Genomic DNA, 20,410 nt, shown 5'->3' with positions numbered 1-20,410 from the left:
TTATATTTTATAAAGTCAAGTGATCTTAGTTACCGTTTTTTACGTATGCTTAATTAGAAGTGCTCTTATTATTTACCCGCTGTTGATTACGTTTTTAGAAAACTTAATTTGATGCACTCTAATGATCAAGGGGCAGCGTACAAAGGAGTTATACATGCCACACCTTAATGACGAACAATTGTACCATCTCATTGTTCAACAAGATAAAGAGGCGCTTGAAGAACTTTACTCTCGTTATGAACGAATCTTATTTTCCTTTATCCATCGATTTACAAGAGATAATGGGGTATCTGAGGAAGTTATGCAGGACCTGTTCATGAAGCTTTGGCAAGGGAAAGCTACTTACCAGGAAGGTAAAGGAAAGTTTTCATCTTGGATTTTAACAATTGCGAGGAATGCAGCTATTGACCGAATTAGGAAGCAAAAGGTCACTGAGGTTGAATTTGATGATCGAGACTCCGAACCGGACCCAGAATCTGTAGAACAGACGATTGTTATGCAAGAGGAGAACTCCATTATACAAGAAGCTGTTTCAACATTGCCGCATGAACAACAGCAAGTGGTCCGGTTGTTTTATTTTGATGGGGAGCCTCAAAAAAGCATTGCTAAACGATGTCAAATTCCCCTTGGCACAGTTAAAGGAAGATTACGTCTCGCGCTGAAACATCTGCGCAAGACCTTAAGTTCGCAAGACGGAAGAGGCGATATACATGAATGATAAATCATGCAATCAATTATTAGATTATTATAATGGACACCTTACCAGCTCACAGGAAGAAGAGTTTGAGCTTCATCTTATTGATTGTGAAGAGTGCCAGGAACAGCTACAGGAATTATATGAATTAAATGACCAAGTAGCTGAGCTTCCATCTGATGCTATCCCACCCGAGGGAATGAAGGAGCGTATTCTCCAATCAGTATTTGAAACGACTGAGACTAAAGCTACTACACCAGAAAAACAAAAACCAGCTCCGATCCCGTTTCAGCCTAAACAAAAAAAGAGATCGCAGTGGTTAATTGCAGCAGCAGCCGTATTTTTAGCTGCCATTGGAACCAACCTTTATACCGTAAATCAATTAAATGAAACTCAATCACAATTGGCTTTTGTTGAATCAGAACGGGATATGCTAAATAGTGAGCTTGAGGGAATCGCTGCTCAGCCACCTGGATCTTCACAAATTGAACAAGTGATCACGTCTACTTCTCTATTATCACTTGAAGACGAAAATGAACATCTGGGTCAAGCATCTATCGTTCAACAAGATGATGGATTTAAATTGATTGTTCAAGTAGAACAAATGCCAGAACCAACTGATTCAGAGGTCTATCAAGTTTGGTTATTCCAAGAGGAAACTCCACTGCCAGCCGGCTCATTTGTTACAAATGCCGCAGGTGAAGGAGCCATCGTTTATGATCTAGATTCTGATACAAATATTGAAGATCTATTTGAAGCGATTGCTATATCATTGGAACCACAGCCTGATAACCAGGCCCCTGAAGGAACCGTATTAACGCTTTCTGAACTTTATTAAAGCAAACACATGGCGAAATTTATTCGCCATGCATTTTTTTGAACCTACCTTTTAAAATGAACCCTAGCCAGTGAGACGTTTGTTCTCACTGGCTTTTTTATAGATAGTATCAGGTTTACATCTCGATAGATTAGGTAACAAATAATACTAACTATTGAGAGGAGCGATATTATGGCTGGGTTAGAAGATATTCAAAACAAAGAGGAACAAATGAAACAAAGGCCTGCCCAAACACAAAAGATGCAACCAGGCTTTGAAAGTGATATGACGCCTGAACCTTTATTTGATGACTCTAGCTATATCGGAAGTGGTAAGTTAAAGGGAAAAACGGCTTTCATTACTGGAGGGGATAGCGGGATAGGACGAGCTGTCGCCATTGCGTTTGCAAAAGAAGGAGCGAATGTTAGTATCGCTTATTTAAATGAACATAGTGATGCGGAGAAGACAAAAGAATTAGTTGAAGAAAAAGGCGTTTCTTGTATGATCTTAAGCGGAGATGTCGGGGAGGAATCTTTCTGTAAACACGCGATCAGCAAAACGGTTGAAGCGTACAATACAATCGATATACTTGTAAATAATGCTGCTGAACAACATTATCAGGAGAACATTGAGGATATCTCATCCGCACAGCTTCATCGCACCTTCCAAACAAATATATTCTCTTACTTCTATATCATTCAAGCCGCCATGCCTCACCTCAAAAAAGGAAGCTCTATCATTAATTCTGCTTCTATTGTCGCTTATAAAGGAAATCCTGTTCTCATGGACTATGCAGCAACAAAAGGTGCCATCGTTGCATTAACAAGATCTCTAGCTGTCAATCTCATTGAAAAAGGAATCCGGGTGAATGGAGTAGCTCCAGGACCCATTTGGACCCCGCTCATCCCTGCTTCCTTCCCTGCTGAGGATGTCGCCAACTTTGGTAATAATGCACCAATGAAACGTGCCGGCCAACCAGCAGAGCTTGCTCCTGCCTATGTCTATCTCGCTTCTGATGACTCCTCGTATGTATCAGGTCAAATGATGCATGTAAACGGTGGAAGTGTTATCAATGGGTAGAATAGGTTTCCTAACCGTTGAACAATTGTAAGTGAAAAGGCTGGCCCAAAACTGTTTTTTTTATGCTGAAAACAGAATCATAATAATATTCATTATTAGAAGTACTTACCTGTCCAATCTGAATAAACACAGCATCACCTTTTCTTCCACCTACTTCATTAACTGATGTAGGTTTTTTTATGGACTATGATCGAAAACAAAAAAACCTAAGCCATGAATAGGCTGCCTTTCATACATCACTTATCTATCTCATTTTATGAAATTCTTTAAAATCGTACGTTTAATGCCATCCATTTAAAGGAATGTGTAGTTTGTGTGTCTATATTTTAAAGGAGATGATATTTTGAACGATGTAGCAAATTCTATCAGAAATGCGTTTGATCAGGTCGTTTCTTCTATTCCCAATCTTGTTTATGCATTATTACTTTTACTTCTTGCATGGGGAGTAGCAACGATTGTACGAGGAATTCTAGAAAAAGGATTAAAGAAAGTTGGATTCCAACGCCTTTTGTCTAAAGGACGTGTTGTACCAACAGAAGAAAAAGGAATAGAGGCATTAAAGTCATTAGCAAGCATTGCTTACTATCTTGTGTTCATCTTGTTTATTCCAAGTATCTTAGATGCGTTGAACATGAACTCTGTGTCTCAGCCAATCTCAAGCATGATGCAAAAGTTATTGGCTTTCCTACCGAACTTGTTTGCAGCAGCTATTATTCTTACCATAGGAATTATTATTGCTCGTTTCATTCGAAATCTTGTCTTTAATCTATTAAACAGCCTACGTGTGGATCGTTTCTTTGACAAGATCTACGTAGCAGAAAAAGAACAACCACCTAAAGAAACACTTTCGACGATTTTATCGAACATTGTTTTCTTTGTTATCCTAGTTCCAATCATTACAATTGCACTTGAAGCACTTAACATCCAAATGATTTCGCAACCTATCGTTTCTGTTCTTGATAGTGTTCTAGGAATGATTCCAAATCTATTTGTTGCGATTGTTCTTATCATTGTAGGATATTACTTAGCACGATTTGTCTCAGGACTGCTAATTGGTCTATTAAACCGCACTGGTATTAATTCAATCTATAGATACCTTGGCTTTCAATCAGCAGACACCGCTCGCTTTAACTTATCGGAGATTCTTGGACAGATTGTAAAAGTCATTATCATCGTTTTCTTTACTGTAGAAGCGTTAAATGTTCTTCAGTTGAATGTACTGAATCAGATTGGAAATGCGGCTATATTATACCTGCCAATGCTCGTGAGCGCATTACTCATTCTTGGTCTAGGTCTTGTCGCAGGAAATCTACTTCAACAAGTGATTACCCGTTACACAGGAAGCTCGTTCTCGGCTAACATTGTTAAGCATATTGTCATTTTGTTCGCTGTCTTTATGACTCTCGATCAATTAGGATTTGCATCATCTATTGTGAACATTGCATTCCTACTTATTCTTGGAAGCTTAGCTGTTGCCTTTGCCATTGCTTTTGGTATTGGTGGTCGCGATTTCGCAAAACGTCAGCTTGCTAAGTTTGAGGCTAAAATAGAGAAGCAAGATCAGACAAACAAATCAATTAAACCAAATGATACGAACGATACAAATGGACCAACTAAACCATTTGAATAAGTTCATAACAACTTATAGCGTAGAAGTGGCCTAGAGCCACCTCTACGCTATTTTTCCGTACACGAGCATCTCATTACTGAACATAAAAATAAGAACCTCAGCGCTTTGCTGAGGTTCTTATTAGGGTGCTCATCTATTCTTCTTGCTCTTCCACTTCTTCTGAATCAAGGAATCTAAGTAGATCTCCATAAATGATACGATCTGAATGCTCAAGATCACTCAATCCTTTTTCGATATCAGGATCGCAGCTTTCCATCTCAATCTCTTCACCTTGCTTGTCATAACACGTATTGTTTGTATAGACAATATCGTCTGTAATGACACTACCATTTCGTAGTACAGCTCTTGATTCATTTTCTGGAGCAAATAAATCTGTTCCAAAATGAATCTCGTTGCGAGTACTATGACCTAATAGATGCATAAGTGTTGGTTTGACATCAATTTGTCCACCGACTGTACTGATCGTTTCACTCTTATCATGTCCAGGAATATGGACAATCATCGGTACACGTTGAAGCTGTGTTGAGTCAAATGGCGTAATCTCATCCTTATCCAAATACTGACTCATTGCTCTGTTATGATTCTCAGAGATTCCATAATGATCACCATATAGAATAAAGATTGTGTCTTCATACATACCTGATTCTTTCATTTCTTCAAAGAATCTCTCTACCGCATGATCCATATAACGTACGGTCGGGAAAAAGCGGTTTAATGTACCACTATTTGAATCATATTCATCGATCATCTTGTCCTCTTCATCCAACTCAAAAGGGAAATGGTTGGTTAGAGTGATGAACTTCGTGTAGAAAGGTTCTGGTTGTGACTGTAACAAATCAATAGACTGCTCAAAGAAATCTACATCTTTAAGACCCCAACCTACTGAGTTTTCTTCCGTTACATCATAGCTGTTCACATCAAAAAACTGATCATACCCAAGGGATTGATACATGATATCACGATTCCAAAAACTCTTATTATTCGAATGCATAACAGAAGTATACATTCCTTCATTACTCAAGAATTCTGGTAGCGCATTGTAGTCGTTTCCACCATGGGTAAAGAATACAGAGCCACTATCACGACCAAACATTGAGTTATCTACAATAAACTCAGAATCTGATGTTTTACCTTGTGCTGTTTGATGATAGAAGTTCTCGAAGTAATAACTATCCTCAATGAGCTCGTTTAGGAACGGTGTTACTTCTTCTCCGTTCACTGTATTATTGATGACGAAAGTCTGTAGAGACTCAAGTGAAATCATTACCACGTTTTTACCTTCAGCAATACCAAAAAGCTCCGGATCAGGATCTTTATGATTCGCCTGTGCGTAATTTTTCACTTCTACAATATCAGAGCTGTCAGCAAAGACCCTTTGAGCTCTCGATTGAGATTGAATATAACCATCGTACACGTGATAATTTAATATCCCGATATTTTTTACAAGCAACTCACGGTCGAACGATCTAGACAACAGCTGTGGGCGTTCGGCTTGAGCAATGGATAAATTCGCTAGAAACATAACTACCGCAAGTGAAACCAAAATAATTGGTTCTCTTTTCAGACGATGAACAGCTGGTACTCTTTTCGTTGCAATTAAAACAGTTAAAAAGATTAGATCTACTAGAAGCAATAAATCTGCAGCATGTGTTAAACCAACGATACTACTACCTAAGTCATTTAGATTACTAGTTTGAAATAAAACCGGTAACGTAAGGAAATCGGTAAAAAAACGATAATAAAGTAAATTGAAATACAACAACATGGTTGCAATTAAACTAAACGCAACGATCATAATGTTTCGAAGTCGATGCTTAAAAAGTAATGCAATCGCAAAGAACAACACTGCTGAGCTTAATGGATTAATGATCAAGATAAACTCTTGCAGCATATTATCTGATGAGATATTAAAGCCTACTTTGTAAAGAATGTACGATTTTATTGTTAAAAAAAGAACGGCCAACCAATATAGTTTCAGTCGACTAATCGCAGATTTTATTCTTTCCATAATGTATGGTGCTCCTCTCTTCCAGTTCAAGAAATTAGCGTTTTCAGTATTTGCAATGGCAGCGCGTTTCCAGACACATTTAACACTCTATTCCACAAAAAAAAAGAGTTCAAACCAAAACAACCAATATCCGAAAAGTGATTATACCAAATTTCAAGTCCAAACTAAACCTATTTTTAAAGTGAACACACAAATGACACACCTAGCCTGTGTAAACATACTGTTAAGAAGTATACGGTATGTGACCCACAAAAGTTACGATTATGTAAAAATAAATAAGATTACGTTAAAATAAAAAAAGAACCAATAGAAAGTTTCCATTGGCTCTTGACATATTTCATTCTAATTCGATAAATCTGGAGGTATAAATCCAATACTAGTCATTGCCTGTGCCATCGTTCCATACGTGGTCAGTTTTGTTAAACTGGTACTTAATCCGTTCATCTTAATGGCTAGATCAGGACGTATACCCGTGAAGATCGACTTCACTCCAATTAATTGAAGCATCTGAGCCAGTCGGAGAAAATGTTCTCCTAAGTTTTCATCTATGCTGAGAATCCCAGAAACATCAATTAGTAGATAGTGTAGTTCTAGCTGACTACATTTTGTAATCACGGAATCAAGGATTTCATTCATTCGTTGAGAATTAATATCTCCAACTACAGGAAGTACGCCTACTCCTTTTGCAATAGGAACCATAGGAGCAGACAAATCAGATAGCTGTCGATATGCATTATCCAAATCTAGGACATATGTAAGCAGCGAAGCCATTGTTCGAAACAGCTCAACATCATGATCCGAGAAATTGATCTCCTGATCATCTAGGCCACAAATCGTACCATACACATCTCCGCAACCATTATAGATAGGAATACCAATGAAACTTCCTCCGCCAAGCGTTTGTGCAGGTGCTAATTTATTTGCCGTTGCATCCTTATTTATACTTGGGATGATGAGAACCTGCTGACCATGGTCTACACTAAGCTTGCAAAAGGTCTGATTATAATCAATCTCATCTCCTTCATTAAGGAGAATACGATCTCTATTAATCGCCTGTACAATACGATTTGTTTGTAGATCATTTTTTGCAATAAATAAAGTGTTAACATTTATGTGATGACTCAACAAAAGAAGGACTTGTGCCGCTACCTCTTCGAAATCAGAAAAGGTTTTTATGTTTAATTTCTTAACTTCATTAGAAGTTTTAACTGCCATTTATCTCTTTCCCTCCTACCTCTATTCATTTATTTCTTATCTTATCATGAATGATGTTTTTATAGTCTTCAAGTCCTACTTTATACTTTATCCCAAAAAATGCAAATGATAATCCAGACATGAAAACATTGCATTCATGATAGATGCAGAGTTTTTAAAAGAATGGTACGATGATGTCGTTTAAATAGAAGGGGGTATCAGCATGACCATTCGCTTAGGTATTATCGGTACAAATGTCATTACAGATCGTTTTCTCGACGCCATAAGTTCGTTGACGGATTATCAATTAGCAGCGGTTTACTCAAGAACTTCCGATCGAGCTAATGACTTTGCTCATTCACATGGGATAGAGCATACGTATACGTCATTGGAAGAACTTGCACTTAGTCCACATATTGATGCTGTCTATATTGCTAGCCCAACTTCTTTTCATGCAGAACAATCAGAGCTCATGCTTAAGCATGGAAAGCATGTTCTTGTTGAAAAACCAGCGGCCTCGAACTACAAAGAATGGGAGAGCATGTCTGAAATTGCACACTCTAATAACGTTGTACTAATGGAGGCAATGAAAACCACCCAGCTCCCGAACTTCTCTATTCTAAAAGATAACCTGGACAAGCTTGGTCCAATCCGTTCAGGCTTTGCAAACTACTGTCAGTATTCCTCTCGTTACGATGCCTACAAAAATGGTGAGATTCTAAATGCTTTTGATCCGACATATTCTAACGGCTCACTAATGGATATTGGCGTGTATGGTATTTATCCTATCATCGCACTATTTGGTCGTCCTGATGAAGTGAAAGCCCAAGGACACATGCTGAAATCAGGAGTGGATGGGGCAGGTAGCCTGCTACTAAAATACGCTGAATCACAAATCATCATTAATCATTCAAAGATAACAGACTCTACACTTCCCTCTGAAATTCAAGGAGAGTTTGGAAGCTTTGTGATTGAGAATTGGAATGACTTCAACTCATTATCGTTTAATGATCGCATATCAAAGAATGTAAGCACACTCTCTGAACAACAACATGAAAACCCGATGTATTATGAAGCAATTGAATTTGCAAAGCTAATTAACGAACGGACATTAGAATCAGTAAATAACAGTCATAAGAACACAGCTTTAACGCTACAAGTGCTGGACGAAGCTCGTCGCCAAATTGGACTCGTGTTTCCAAGTGATCAATAACGTGTAGGTATGGATCATTGAGGGTATGGATTATATAACACCTATCAAAAAGGAGCCGATGTTATATGTCCACATTTAAAAGAGAATCCTATTATGTCACTTTAGATATGGCGTTAATGGCCATTAGTAAAACAAAAACACCAGACAATACGATTCAATACCAAATCTATGCAACAACAAAGGAAAAGGATCAACTTGCTTCATTACTTGAACGAGTAAAATCCGAGGATTTTGAACAGCAACAAATCCTCCAAAGACCTTTTGATGAAGGCAAAGCTGATGAAGAAAAAAGCCAAACACAAAAAGACCTAAAAAACGTCTATCAAATGATTTATGACCTTGGTACGCTTGAAACAAAAGAAATTGTTGGGGATATCATGCCTTAATAAAAAAGGTCAGGCCATCGTCTATAGCTTCGATGACCTGATCCTTTTATTGTTTAAGTATTAAGGCAGCTGCGCCAAGTAACCCTGCATCCTGCTCCAAACCAGCAGGAACAATCTCAGTTCCCCTACCAGCCGAACTAATGGCATATTGCTTCACATAGTTTCTTACTCCAGCAAACAGTGGCTCTCCTACTTTTGTGACACCACCGCCTAAGATAATCTTCTCTGGCTCAAGTAAATTAATCAGTGTGACACAGCCTACTCCTATTTTTTCATAGACCGTTTGAACAAGATTCTGAAGCTCAGTATCTCCTGTCTCTGCTCGCTTAAATATCTCTCTTGCCGTCAAGTTCTCACCCGTTTTTAGATGTGCTTGCCTTTCAATCCCAGTTCCGGAAGCAATCCATTCAAGGGTCCCCTTTTGACCGCATGCTGAAGTTCCATATGAAGGGTCAATCACAACATGACCAATTTCTCCCGCATTTCCATATGCTCCTGTAATTAGTCTTCCGTGACTATAGATGCCTGCTCCAACACCTGTACTGATCGTCATAAAAACAAAGTGGTCACTCCCTTGTCCTGATCCAAGCCATTTTTCCGCAAGAGTAGCCGCATTTGCATCGTTTTCTAGAACAACAGGACATGTAAAAGCTTGTTCGAACCATTTCTTTACAGGTGCCCCCCACCATGAACGAAGATTAGGAGGTTCAGTTAAGATTCCATCCTTCCCATTAAGAGGACCGGGCGCTCCTATACCAATCCCTTGTAAGTCATCACTCTGTATCTTGAATTCAGTTATGATCTCGTTCACTTGTTCGATCACTTCTTTTATTTTCACTATTGGCTCTACAATAGTATGCTCTGTTTTAATAATAACCTGCTTCAATAATTCTCCACGTTCATCAACTAAGCCTATTGCAATCTTCGTTCCGCCAATGTCGACTCCTACAGCATACTTTGTCATAGCTCTCCCCTTAATCCGATTAAAATGTAAGCGTTCACCAATACGCATAATCGTGCTATACTTAAGTTACAAAATAATTCTCTTTCCATTGTATGGCTATGTGATATTATTTGTAAAGATATATGAAATCGCTTACTATCAAATGAAATCGGAGGTCAAACTTATGGATATCCGTGGTCCCATGGGCGGTCTGCACAAAATAGCAGAATGGATTATGCGTATGGCCTATATTAATATTTTATGGGTTGGATTCACTTTAGCTGGACTTGTTGTTTTTACTATATTCCCGGCAACATTTGCAATGTATGCCGTTATAAGAAAATGGATTATGGGCGAAGACGATGTTCCTGTTTTCAAGACTTTTTTCTCCTATCTAAAAAAAGACTTTATTCGTGGAAATATAATTGGGCTGTTTTTGGTCTTAATCGGTTTTGTACTCTATGTTGATTTTCAATTTTTACTAACATTTGCTGGTGAAGGCATTGTTGCTTATTTCTATTACCCTGTTCTTTTTGTCACACTAATCGTTGCACTTGGGACAATATTTGTTTTCCCTGTGTTTGTTCATTATCAATTAAAAAACGTCCAGGTTTTCAAAACTGCCTTTTTCTTAATGGCTGTTAACCCTGCGCTTTCTATTCTGATGCTGGTTGCATTAGGCGTAGCACTTTATGCCATGTTCTCATTCCCAGCAACAGTCATCTTCTTTGGAGCTAGTGTACCCGCTTATATCATTATGCGAATCTCTTACGCTATCATTCAAATGGCATTAGCGAAACAGCAAGCACGTGAAGAGAAAGCAAAAACAGCCACTCAAGCATCAGGCATGTAAATGCTGTATCAATAAATGAACAGTTTTATTATAAGAACCGAAGCATGATGCCGTTTAACGAGTATCATGCTTCTTTTTTTGTCCAACCGTAGCATGAGAGCAGCTATTGCTCCGGAGAAACACTCCGTTTTTCATGGGTGGTTTACCCAGCTCTAAAACGAGGGGCCACTGAAAAGGATCGTTCGACATTGGGTTGATCAGAACAGTAGCGGAAGGAGAAACCGAAGACTCGTTCTTGTGGGTGCGTAGGTTTCTCCTGGAGCGGTGAACATGAGCTTATTTCTAGCTAACTTTTTAGTGGTCACGCCTAAGTGCCGCAATTCCCTATAACCCTTATTGGTTTACATACAATTTCTAAGGGTATATATTGAACCGTGCATTTATTTAATTAAGAGATCGGAGGACTTTTAGATGGCTCAGGCTTCTTCTTCAGATATTCCAAAGGGTTGGAATCAGCGTTCTACTACGTTCAAGGGCCCCATTAAACCGGTTCAGAAACCGTATGTTTTTGCTGGTCTTTTAGGCATCATTGCTTTATACATTGCAACTGTATCTGTTGCAGGATTTGTGCAGGGATTCTTATTCCTGATTGGACTCGGGTTAGGCATGGCCTTACTCTATGCCCGGTTTGGATTTACTTCAGCCTTCCGTAGACTTGTATCGGTTGGAAATGTTCAGGGCTTGCAAGCTCATATGCTTATGCTAGCTGCTGCTACCACTTTATTTGCTATTATCTTTGCAACTGGTTTTAGTTTTACTGGAGCAGAGCCAACTGGTTTTGTTTCTCCTGTTGGTGTAAGTGTACTCGTTGGGGCCTTTATGTTTGGAATTGGCATGCAGCTTGGCAGTGGGTGTGCGTCTGGAACTCTCTATTCTGTAGGGGGTGGCTCCTCTTCAATGATTCTCACACTCTTTTTCTTTATCGTGGGATCTGTAGCTGGTGCTTATCATATTTCCTTTTGGGAAGGTACCCCTCATATGGAGCCTTTTTCACTTGCTGAGTCTACAAACTTTGGTTACTTTGGTGGCTGGGCGGTTCAGATGGCCTTGTTTGCGGCTATTTACTTTGGAACCGTACTATTTGCAAAGTGGAAGAATCCACCTCAGATGAAACCACTATCTACGACAAGTGGGTTTAAAAAGATTCTTCGTGGTTCATGGCCACTCTTCTCAGCTGCTATTGTGCTTGCCGTATTAAATGCTTTGGTCCTTGCAGTTCGCGGGACACCTTGGGGCATTACGTCTGCCTTTGCACTTTGGGGTGGAAAGTTCCTTAACTTTATTGGGGTTGATGTGGCATCTTGGGATTACTTCACAGGTGCTAATGCTGAAGCCCTTTCTAGTTCTGTTTTAGCCGATTCAACAAGTGTCTTAAATTTTGGTATTATTCTAGGCGCGTTTGTCTCTGCCGCTCTTCAAGGTACCTTTAATCCTAAAAGAGTGAAACCAGGAGTAGCTGGCGCATCAATCATTGGCGGACTGCTTATGGGTTACGGCGCACGCTTAGCTTATGGATGTAATATCGGTGCTTACTTCGGTGGCATTGCATCCTTTAGTCTTCATGGCTGGGTTTGGGCTGTGATGGCTATCCTTGGAACAGGACTTGCCTTATTCATTCGTCCATTATTCGGATTAGCCAATCCTAAGCCAAAGGATTCGCTCTGTTAAATCAAAATAATAGATAAAAAGGAACCAGCTTTTTAATCAGCTGGTTCCTTTTTTTACATTTTTACGAATGTTGAACGTGTCTTCTTCTAAACCAAAGTGCCGCACCAGCAAGAGTCATAGCCCCTCCAAGAAGTGCAAACATTGGGTTATTTGTACTTGTATCAGGAAGCTCCCCGCCAACTTCATCTTCAAGTGGAGTTGCGTTGTTTTTTACATCCTCAGGAACTTCAATCGAACCTACACCATTAAAATTGTGAACGTTCATATCAATCGATTGAGTCATATTTGTACTCTCGCCTTCAAACTCAATATCCATATCCGCATACATTGTTAAATCTGTCATATAGTAAGTATCTTTTTCGATGGTCATTTCATAGTTAATTTCGTTATACGTAATCTGATTCAACAACTCTTCGAGCATCATTGCTTCATCATCACCCATGGACATGTCCATCCATTCTTGCATGGCTTCTTCAATCGCTTCTCCATCACCATCATACGTTAGTATGTATGAGTCACCAGTATCCTCCACACTCATGTCATCTCCAAAGGCTTCAGCTTGCTCTACTTGATCTCCAGCCATCGCCATTCCCATTAGCTCATTAAGTTCTTCTGAGAGTTCATCTGGAAGCTTTGTCCACTCTCCATCAGCTGTTTCTTGATAGAAACCATCCTCTGTCCAATACGATTCCAAGGTTGTTTCTGCTTCGCCAGGAATTGATGTTGTCACAATTTGATGAAGCGCAAAAGGATTCATCGTCACATCTTCTTCAGACGTGGTCGTAATCGTTACTTCTTCTCCATCTATACCTTCCATCGTCATCTCCATAACAGTCTCACTTGAATAACTGTCCAGCTCAAGCATCGCTTCATTGGATTGATTAAGAATATCAACGGCATTTGAATCCTCATCCGCCAACGCCAATGATGGTACAGAGATTGATAATAGTGTAACTAAACAGAGTGGTGCAATCGTTTTCCTTAACATAACAAAACCCCTTCTCAATTTTATAGAGAGATAAGTGTTCGTAAGAGCATAGTATGTATGAAGTATTTTCTAGTATATTGAATATGTTACTCGTCTCTCCTAAATTCTGTACCCTTAGAACCACAAATATAAACCGCTTTCTTTACAAAATATAGTCGTTTCATTTATATGGTAGGATATGTGTATCCCTATTCGTATCATTTTCTCAATTCCTTTATAGTTAGGAGATATACATATGAGAACCCCCATTCGTATTAGCAAACAAGCAGCCAGACAATTTCTCCTCCACTCTCTTGGTCTGCTCTCAACACAAAAAGTCGCATCGACAGAAAGGATGTGGAGACAGCTTGAGGCAGTCCAACTTGATCCCGTTGCGACCATTGAAAGAAACCATCACCTAGTTTTGATGAACAGAACGACCTCCTACCAAACACAGAGCTTCAGTCAATTATTAGAGGATGGACTTGCCTTTGAATATTGGGCAAATGAAGCGTGTATTCTACCTATAGAAGATTATCCTCTCTTTGCATTCACAAGGAATCACCGGAAAGAAACGTTAGATTCAGAACTGATTCGTTATGCGTCAACCGTTCACCAGGTAAAACAAATGTTCAAAGAGAATGGTCCACTTCAGTCCCGTGAATTCCGTTCTTCAGGCAAAGTGCATGGCGGCTGGGACTTAGAAAAAGCAACCACTAAGGAATCATCCCATGTCCTTTCTCTCCTACACCGAACAGGTGATATCCAGGTTGTGAAGCGTGATGGTGCAACCAGATTCTTTGATTTAACTGAGAACGTAATTCCTGACAAACTGTTACATCGTGCCGCTGAAATCACTTATGAAGAAGCAAGCCAACAAATGCTTGAGAAATACTATCGTGCGTATCGCTTATTTGATCCAACGGACGTACGATATGGATGGCAAAAATTCAAAGCAGCCACTAGGCGTCAACTACACGCTAAGATGATCGAACGTGGGATGATTGTCCCCATTGAAATTGAAGGAGTAGATCGAAGCTATGCAGTATTAGCTGAGGACATCCCAAAATTAGAAATAAATCACGAAATTCAACCAAGTGACATCGTACAGTTTCTCCCACCACTCGATAATCTTTTATGGAGGCGCGAACGACTAGTTGATTTGTTTTCTTTTTACTATCGATGGGAGATTTATATCCCAAAAGAAAAAAGGAAATTTGGGGCGTATGCCATGCCAATATTAGATCAAGATCAGTTAATAGGACAGATGGATCCTTTATTTGATCGCAAGAGCGGAACTCTTATTGTGAAGAAATTAGAATTAAGTGAGGCATTTACTTTATCAAATGAGAGAGTACATCGAATAGAAAAAGGCCTAGATCACTTGGCTAAACAAATTGGAGCGGTTACGGTCGAATGGCGTATTTAACTAAGGCATAAAAGGGAAGAACACTGACATGTCAGTGTTCTTCCCTTTTTGTTATAAAACGTTGCTCCAGCTGCTTATTCTTTATGAATGTGGTTCTGTATCAAACTGCTGTTCAACCATTTCTCGATACACGTCATGAGTACGGATAAGTTCTTCATGTGTGCCAATCCCTGTTGCTTGTCCTTGCTCTAATACAATCAAGCGATCCGCATGACGAACTGTTGAGAGTCTATGCGCAATCACAAGTGTTGTTCGACCCTCCATTAATCCTTGTAACGCCTCTTGAACTAAACTCTCAGACGTACTGTCTAAGTGGGCCGTTGCTTCATCGAGCAACAAAAGTTCAGGATCTCGAATGATCGCTCTAGCAATCGCTAACCGCTGGCGTTGACCACCCGATACCTTGACTCCTCGCTCCCCTACCTGAGTGTCATATAGATCTGGAAGCTTATTAATAAATTCTCTTAGATTAGCTTGATCAACTGCCTTATCTATTTGTGAATCTGTCACACCTTCAAGCCCGTAGGTTAAATTATCACGAATCGTTCCTGCCATCATTGGACTTTCCTGAGATACATACGCGATTTTGCTGCGCCATTCTCTAAGTTGATAGTTCTTCAATTCCACTCCTTCAAAGTGTATCGATCCGTTTTTTGGTTGGTAAAAACGTTCAATAAGAGAGAAGATTGTGGTTTTCCCTGCGCCACTTGGCCCAACAAAAGCGGTTACCTTTCCCTTCCCAACTGAAAAGGATAGGTCGTGTAAAATAGACTGATCCTCAGAATAGCCAAAGTTTACGTTCTTAAAAATAAGACCTTCCTGACTCGTTTTCTCTCCTGTTGATGATGAAGTAGCTGGTTCCAATTCAGGCTTTTCATCCATAATTTCACGAATACGTTCTGTTGCACCCATGGCCTTTTGTGATTGGGTAAAAAATGTGGCCATTTGACTAAATGGAACAATAATCTGAAACATATAAAGAATAATGGCTACAAGTGAACCTGCACTTAGAGTCCCCTCAGATACACGAAATCCACCATATCCAATTAAAAAGACTAACATAACCAAGTTTACAGTCATCATAAGAGGCGTAACAAATGCATTAATTTTTGCTTCTCTTAGACCATAGCCAAATAGTTTGGTAATCCGACGCTTACCTTGCTGTTCTTCTTTCGGTTCAGCAAGAGATGATTTCACTAACCGTATATCAGATAGGACTCGACCAAGATCTCCTTGAAATTCTGCGGTCTCATCCTGAGTAGCCTTTGATACTTTATACATCTTACGTCCTAGCGGCATTAAAATGGCAAATGCAACTGGAATGATAACAAGCATCATTAATGTGATTTTCCAATCAATGATAAACAATAAGATGACTGACCCAATGATAGAGACCAAACCTGAAAAGAACGGAATGATTTGCATCACAACAAATTCTTTAATCACGTTCGTATCATTGGTAATACGACTCATCGTTTCACCTGAATTACGTTTATCAAAAAAAGGAATCGGTAACTTGATAACATGTTTCCAAAGATCTTCCCTGAGTTTGGCGATCATATGCTGGCCAACCCTTGTCATCATATAAATGGAAAAGCCAGACATAGTGGCTTGAGCTAAAAATACCGCGATCAAAAGAACGATTAAGCTCGTGGATATCGTTGTAACCGATAAGATATCGACTAATTGCATCGTTAACAATGGTACTAACAGAGAAAGAATGGTCTCTCCCAAGCCAAGCACAACTGCACCACCCATTAACCACATAGACGGTCTATAACCTATTAGTAACTGCCAAAATTCTCGCCATTTAGGTGGCTGGCTTTTTGATTGATCATCAGCTTTCATTCTTGCATCTCCTTTTGCATCTCGATTAAAAAATGCTCTAATTCAGTGCTTACTTGATCCATTAGTAAGGGCGGGACTTTTTGAATCATGGAGGCATTCGCTTCAAGTTCCTCCACCATTTCCGGTGTGAACAGAGATTGAATAGAAGTAGAAAGAGCTATTATTTTCTCCTGTGCTTCCATACTTGATGGAGAATAGTTCTTCACTACTCTCGTTAATTCTAATAGTAACACCCAATACTTTTTTTGTGTTTCTAAAGAGAAGAGCACCTCCACAAGCTCCTTAGTTAGAAATGAGGATAACCATTGCTTGCGCTCTTCCCCTTGCTGAAATGTCTGAATAAAAGAAAGGATTAACGAAGGCTCTGCCTCCCCTGTGTCATTCAGAACTAACTCCACTGTCTCTAGTGAATCAATCACTTTCTGAAGACTTTTTTGTTTATCAACAAGCATACGTTTCTGAAAAGAAATCGTTTCAGTTAAATTAAGTTCAGGGCTATGAAGAAAATTCGCTATCTGATCTAATGAAAAATCTAGATACTTAAACGTTATGATTTTCTGAAAAAGAAACAAATCTTGTTGGCTATACAGCCGATGTCCATTTTCGTTAAAGGATGATGGCTCGAGTAACTTTTTCTTATGATAAAATCTCAACGTACGAACCGTCGTACCGGTCAGTTTCGCGAATTCACCAATGGTATACAGCTGCTTCAACTCTCTATCCCCTTTCTACTAAGCTAAGTATATCCCCTGACGTAACGTCATGCACAAGACACAATAGAAAAAAAGCCTAACTCTTTACAAGGAGCTAAACTCTACGGTGTTAATCCATTTTATTAAATTCTATTTTTATAGAATTAAATATTCTAATTATATTGAATGTAAATCATCTATCGTATATAGTTATAGATAATTTAATAGAAAAGGAGAATGAGCAATGAAAGTTCTTGATTACTCAAACCCCGAACGAGAACATTATACGATTCGATTCAGTCATTCTTTACTGTGGGAAAGTGCACTTGGAATCGCTGCTATCACACATGATAAACTACGAGACACTCTAACAGAGACGGAATTCTACCAACCTGTAATTAATGGCGACATTACAATTGACCTTAAAGCAGAACTAGAGGAAGTATATACGCACAACACTTGGAAAGCCTTACTTCAGCTTCTTCATTCATTAGAAGATCATTCGTTAGAAGGGTATTGTACATTTATACGTTCTTTAGACACAGTTGAGTTGAGACGTATCTGCTTACCTTACTTGAATACCTATCTAGAGCCGCTATTAGATGAAGCGGCCACTGGAAACGCACAGGCCGTTGAGGAGTATGCGACTGCTTCCAAACACATTGTCTTTTTACCTGACTACGTCCGGTATATTTGTCATACAGACATCACATCGCTCAAATCACATCTTATCTCTGTTATGACAGGGTGGGTTCAGCAGATGATTACGGATCAAGAAGTACAGCTAGAAGGAATGATTTGCCGAGATCTTTCTACAAAAAAAGAGAAACATAAAACCATATCTGATCCAATAGCTTTTGTTCATTATGTTACGGATGGCATTGACTACCTCCCTGAACCTTCTGTACCAAACGTGCTTCTTATCCCACATTTCTCCTATCGACCATGGACCATTGTTGCGGACTTAAAAGGAACCAAAGTTTTCTATTATCCTATATCTAACGCAAGCATTCACCCAGGTGACCCACTTGTTCCAGATCGAATGCTTCCTCTTGCCTATAAAGCGCTTGGTGATGAGGCCCGACTAAAAATGGTTAAGCTCCTTTTTGAAGGAACAAAAAGCTTACAGGAGCTGGCCATCACATTAGATATGCCAAAATCAACTCTTCACCATCACCTCACACAGCTACGATCAGCCAGACTTATTTCAACAAACAAATCAAGATATAGCTTACATGAGATGAGGCTACAAGAATTAGGTCAAAGCCTTACTGACTACCTATCAAACTAAAAAAGGAGGTTCTTACATGGACGAGGGCTTTCATCCATTACGTAAAAACCGTGCATTTTATTGGCTTATGGGGGGCAACTTAGCCTCTTTTGCTGGAGCTCAAGTTTATTTGGTTGCCCTACCACTCATCGTTTTATCTCTTACAGGATCTGCGATTGCAATGGGTACCGTAGCTGCAATCGGTCAAGCGACTGTTTGGCTTCAGCCTTTTGTTGGCCCAGTAGTCGATCGATATTCAAGAAAAACACTGTTGCTATTATGTGATGCTGTAAGAGCTTTTGTTTTAATGATTTTGAGTGTACTCTATCTAGTTGATGAGCTTCACATCTTCTACCTCTTTATCGCAGCTTTATTGATTGGCGCTTGTACTCAGCTTTATAACACAGCTCAATTTGCTGTCATTCCTTCGATCGTAAAAAAAGAAGACCTCCAACTTGCTAATACAATAGAATCTAGTATGTTTCACACTGCCATTTTGGTTGGTCCTACACTTGGTGGCCTCTTCATCGCATTTATTCATCCTGGTATAGGATTAATCGCAAATAGTATTGGTTTTTTCTTCGCTTTTATAGCAGTACTTTTTATCCAAGTCCCTCTACATAAAGAGTCAAATATAAAAAGTAGCGGCGGATTTTTTCGTGATGTTGGGAAAGGATTTAGCTTCATTTATCAAAAGAAAATTCTTCTTTTAACCAATCTTAGCAGTGCATTTATCAGCTTTGGCATTACGATTTCCTTGACTCTATTAGTTTTTCATCTTCAGGCGACCATCGGATTAACAGCCATTGAGATCGGGTGGCTCCTATCGATTGGTGGAGCCGCAGCGATTGTCGGATCGTTTTTATCCGTATTTATTAGAAAAGTAGCGAGTAATCGCAGTATACTTTTTTGCGGTTATCTTGGCGGAGGACTTTCCTTGATTTGGTTAGGTCTAGCACACTCGTACACAGCTTTACTAATTGCCAATGCAATCGGGACCTTTTGTGCTGCATCCTTCAATCCTGTCATAAAAACATTAAGACAAAAAGTTACGCCAGATCATATGCTTGGTAGAGTTCAAGCCAGTAGTCGATTTATCACTATGGCCTTAATCCCATTAGCTGCACTAATAGCTGGTTTGCTTGGAGATAGCATTGGTACCCACCTCACTATAGCGATTGGGGGGATCATAGCAAGCTGTTCTATTCTAATTTTCCTTCATTCGGATATGGGGAATTTGGGCTGAGGTTGTAGTTCGTGATTGTGTGTAAAATTCTTAGGAAGAGAGGGGGGATGTTTTCCAAGTTGGGAAGCGGGTTAGTAGGATTGGTTGGGTTCTCTCCAAGATGGCGGGCGGGTTACCAAGACCGGTTGGGTTCTTTCCAAGATGCTGAGCTCATTTCCAAGACCGGTTGCCCTCTCTCCAAGATGCTGGGCCAGTTACCAAGACCGGTTGTCCTCTTTCCAAGATGCTGAGCTCATTTCCAAGACCGGTTGCCCTCTCTCCAAGATGCTGGGCCAGTTACCAAGACCGGTTGTCCTCTTTCCATGATGCTGAGCTCATTTCCAAGACCGGTTGCCCTCTCTCCAAGATGCTGGGCTCGTTACCAAGACCGGTTGTCCTCTCTCCAAGATGCTGGGCTCATTTCCAAGACCGGTTACCCTCTCTCTAAGATGCTGGGCTCATTTCCAAGATCGGTTGCCCTCTCTTCAAGATG

Annotated in this window: 17 protein-coding genes; 11 read left to right on the top strand and 6 right to left on the bottom strand. The window is 39.7% G+C overall.

Annotated features, from left to right (window positions below; translation table 11 throughout):
- Positions 1-154: 154 nt before the first annotated feature.
- The 4 genes from J2S05_RS12980 to J2S05_RS12965 all read left to right on the top strand — a co-directional run bounded on the left by J2S05_RS12980 (position 155) and on the right by J2S05_RS12965 (position 4,221).
- Entirely contained in the window at positions 155-718 is a 564-nt protein-coding gene (locus J2S05_RS12980) for an RNA polymerase sigma factor (protein ID WP_306983445.1), read from the top strand.
- Positions 711-1,532, top strand: coding sequence for an anti-sigma factor (locus tag J2S05_RS12975; protein ID WP_306983444.1), 822 nt, complete (start codon positions 711-713; stop codon positions 1,530-1,532). Before J2S05_RS12980 ends, J2S05_RS12975 begins: the two co-directional genes overlap by 8 nt.
- Positions 1,533-1,703: 171 nt before the next feature.
- Entirely contained in the window at positions 1,704-2,591 is an 888-nt protein-coding gene (locus J2S05_RS12970; RefSeq protein WP_306983442.1) for an SDR family oxidoreductase, read from the top strand.
- Between the two features lie 343 nt (positions 2,592-2,934).
- The gene (locus tag J2S05_RS12965) at positions 2,935-4,221 is read left to right on the top strand and encodes a mechanosensitive ion channel (protein WP_306983440.1); all 1,287 of its coding nucleotides are present in this window, start codon (positions 2,935-2,937) and stop codon (positions 4,219-4,221) included.
- Between the two features lie 133 nt (positions 4,222-4,354).
- On the opposite strand, the gene J2S05_RS12960 is transcribed toward J2S05_RS12965, so the two are convergent.
- Together J2S05_RS12960 and J2S05_RS12955 are read right to left on the bottom strand one after the other, a co-directional pair.
- Positions 4,355-6,229: an LTA synthase family protein gene (locus tag J2S05_RS12960; RefSeq protein WP_306983438.1), complete on the bottom strand. Its 1,875-nt coding sequence runs from the start codon at positions 6,227-6,229 to the stop codon at positions 4,355-4,357.
- 342 nt (positions 6,230-6,571) lie between these two features.
- Positions 6,572-7,444 (bottom strand): STAS domain-containing protein, encoded by an 873-nt coding sequence (locus tag J2S05_RS12955; RefSeq protein WP_306983436.1) that lies wholly within the window; start codon positions 7,442-7,444, stop codon positions 6,572-6,574.
- A gap of 202 nt (positions 7,445-7,646) precedes the next feature.
- Here J2S05_RS12955 and J2S05_RS12950 point away from each other — a divergent pair, with 202 nt between their 5' ends.
- Positions 7,647-8,636 carry a Gfo/Idh/MocA family protein gene (locus J2S05_RS12950; RefSeq protein ID WP_306983434.1) on the top strand — a complete coding sequence of 330 codons (990 nt, stop codon included), beginning with the start codon at positions 7,647-7,649 and terminating at the stop codon, positions 8,634-8,636.
- 65 nt (positions 8,637-8,701) lie between these two features.
- Positions 8,702-9,022 (top strand): hypothetical protein, encoded by a 321-nt coding sequence (locus J2S05_RS12945; RefSeq protein WP_306983432.1) that lies wholly within the window; start codon positions 8,702-8,704, stop codon positions 9,020-9,022.
- Positions 9,023-9,068: 46 nt separating this feature from the next.
- On the opposite strand, the gene J2S05_RS12940 is transcribed toward J2S05_RS12945, so the two are convergent.
- Positions 9,069-9,986: an ROK family protein gene (locus J2S05_RS12940; protein WP_306983430.1), complete on the bottom strand. Its 918-nt coding sequence runs from the start codon at positions 9,984-9,986 to the stop codon at positions 9,069-9,071.
- Positions 9,987-10,149: 163 nt separating this feature from the next.
- Here J2S05_RS12940 and J2S05_RS12935 point away from each other — a divergent pair, with 163 nt between their 5' ends.
- Both J2S05_RS12935 and J2S05_RS12930 read left to right on the top strand, forming a co-directional pair.
- The gene (locus tag J2S05_RS12935; RefSeq protein WP_306983428.1) at positions 10,150-10,818 is read left to right on the top strand and encodes a YesL family protein; all 669 of its coding nucleotides are present in this window, start codon (positions 10,150-10,152) and stop codon (positions 10,816-10,818) included.
- A gap of 411 nt (positions 10,819-11,229) precedes the next feature.
- Positions 11,230-12,486 carry a YeeE/YedE family protein gene (locus J2S05_RS12930; RefSeq protein WP_306983426.1) on the top strand — a complete coding sequence of 419 codons (1,257 nt, stop codon included), beginning with the start codon at positions 11,230-11,232 and terminating at the stop codon, positions 12,484-12,486.
- Positions 12,487-12,547: 61 nt separating this feature from the next.
- Here the strand turns inward: J2S05_RS12930 and J2S05_RS12925 are convergent, their stop codons facing one another.
- Positions 12,548-13,474, bottom strand: a complete 927-nt coding sequence (locus tag J2S05_RS12925; RefSeq protein WP_306983424.1) for an LPXTG cell wall anchor domain-containing protein — start codon at positions 13,472-13,474, stop codon at positions 12,548-12,550.
- A 235-nt stretch (positions 13,475-13,709) separates the two neighbouring features.
- Here J2S05_RS12925 and J2S05_RS12920 point away from each other — a divergent pair, with 235 nt between their 5' ends.
- A complete protein-coding gene (locus tag J2S05_RS12920; protein ID WP_306983422.1) occupies positions 13,710-14,882 on the top strand; it encodes a DNA glycosylase AlkZ-like family protein in 1,173 nt (390 codons plus the stop codon).
- 81 nt (positions 14,883-14,963) lie between these two features.
- Here the strand turns inward: J2S05_RS12920 and J2S05_RS12915 are convergent, their stop codons facing one another.
- Positions 14,964-16,730 (bottom strand): ABC transporter ATP-binding protein, encoded by a 1,767-nt coding sequence (locus tag J2S05_RS12915; RefSeq protein ID WP_306983420.1) that lies wholly within the window; start codon positions 16,728-16,730, stop codon positions 14,964-14,966.
- A complete protein-coding gene (locus J2S05_RS12910) occupies positions 16,727-17,443 on the bottom strand; it encodes a MerR family transcriptional regulator (RefSeq protein WP_306983419.1) in 717 nt (238 codons plus the stop codon). Before J2S05_RS12910 ends, J2S05_RS12915 begins: the two co-directional genes overlap by 4 nt.
- Before the next feature lie 223 nt (positions 17,444-17,666).
- On the opposite strand from J2S05_RS12910, the gene J2S05_RS12905 reads away from it, so the two are divergent.
- The gene (locus tag J2S05_RS12905) at positions 17,667-18,713 is read left to right on the top strand and encodes an ArsR/SmtB family transcription factor (RefSeq protein WP_306983417.1); all 1,047 of its coding nucleotides are present in this window, start codon (positions 17,667-17,669) and stop codon (positions 18,711-18,713) included.
- 16 nt (positions 18,714-18,729) lie between these two features.
- Positions 18,730-19,938, top strand: a complete 1,209-nt coding sequence (locus tag J2S05_RS12900; RefSeq protein WP_306983416.1) for an MFS transporter — start codon at positions 18,730-18,732, stop codon at positions 19,936-19,938.
- The last annotated feature ends 472 nt before the right edge of the window (positions 19,939-20,410 follow it).

It is taken from the genome of Alkalicoccobacillus murimartini (assembly GCF_030813245.1).
In the GTDB taxonomy this organism is placed as follows: Bacteria; Bacillota; Bacilli; order Bacillales; family Bacillaceae_D; genus Alkalicoccobacillus; species Alkalicoccobacillus murimartini.
The sequence above is the reverse complement of the archived record's forward strand: the minus strand, read 5'-3'. Positions and strand labels throughout refer to the sequence as shown.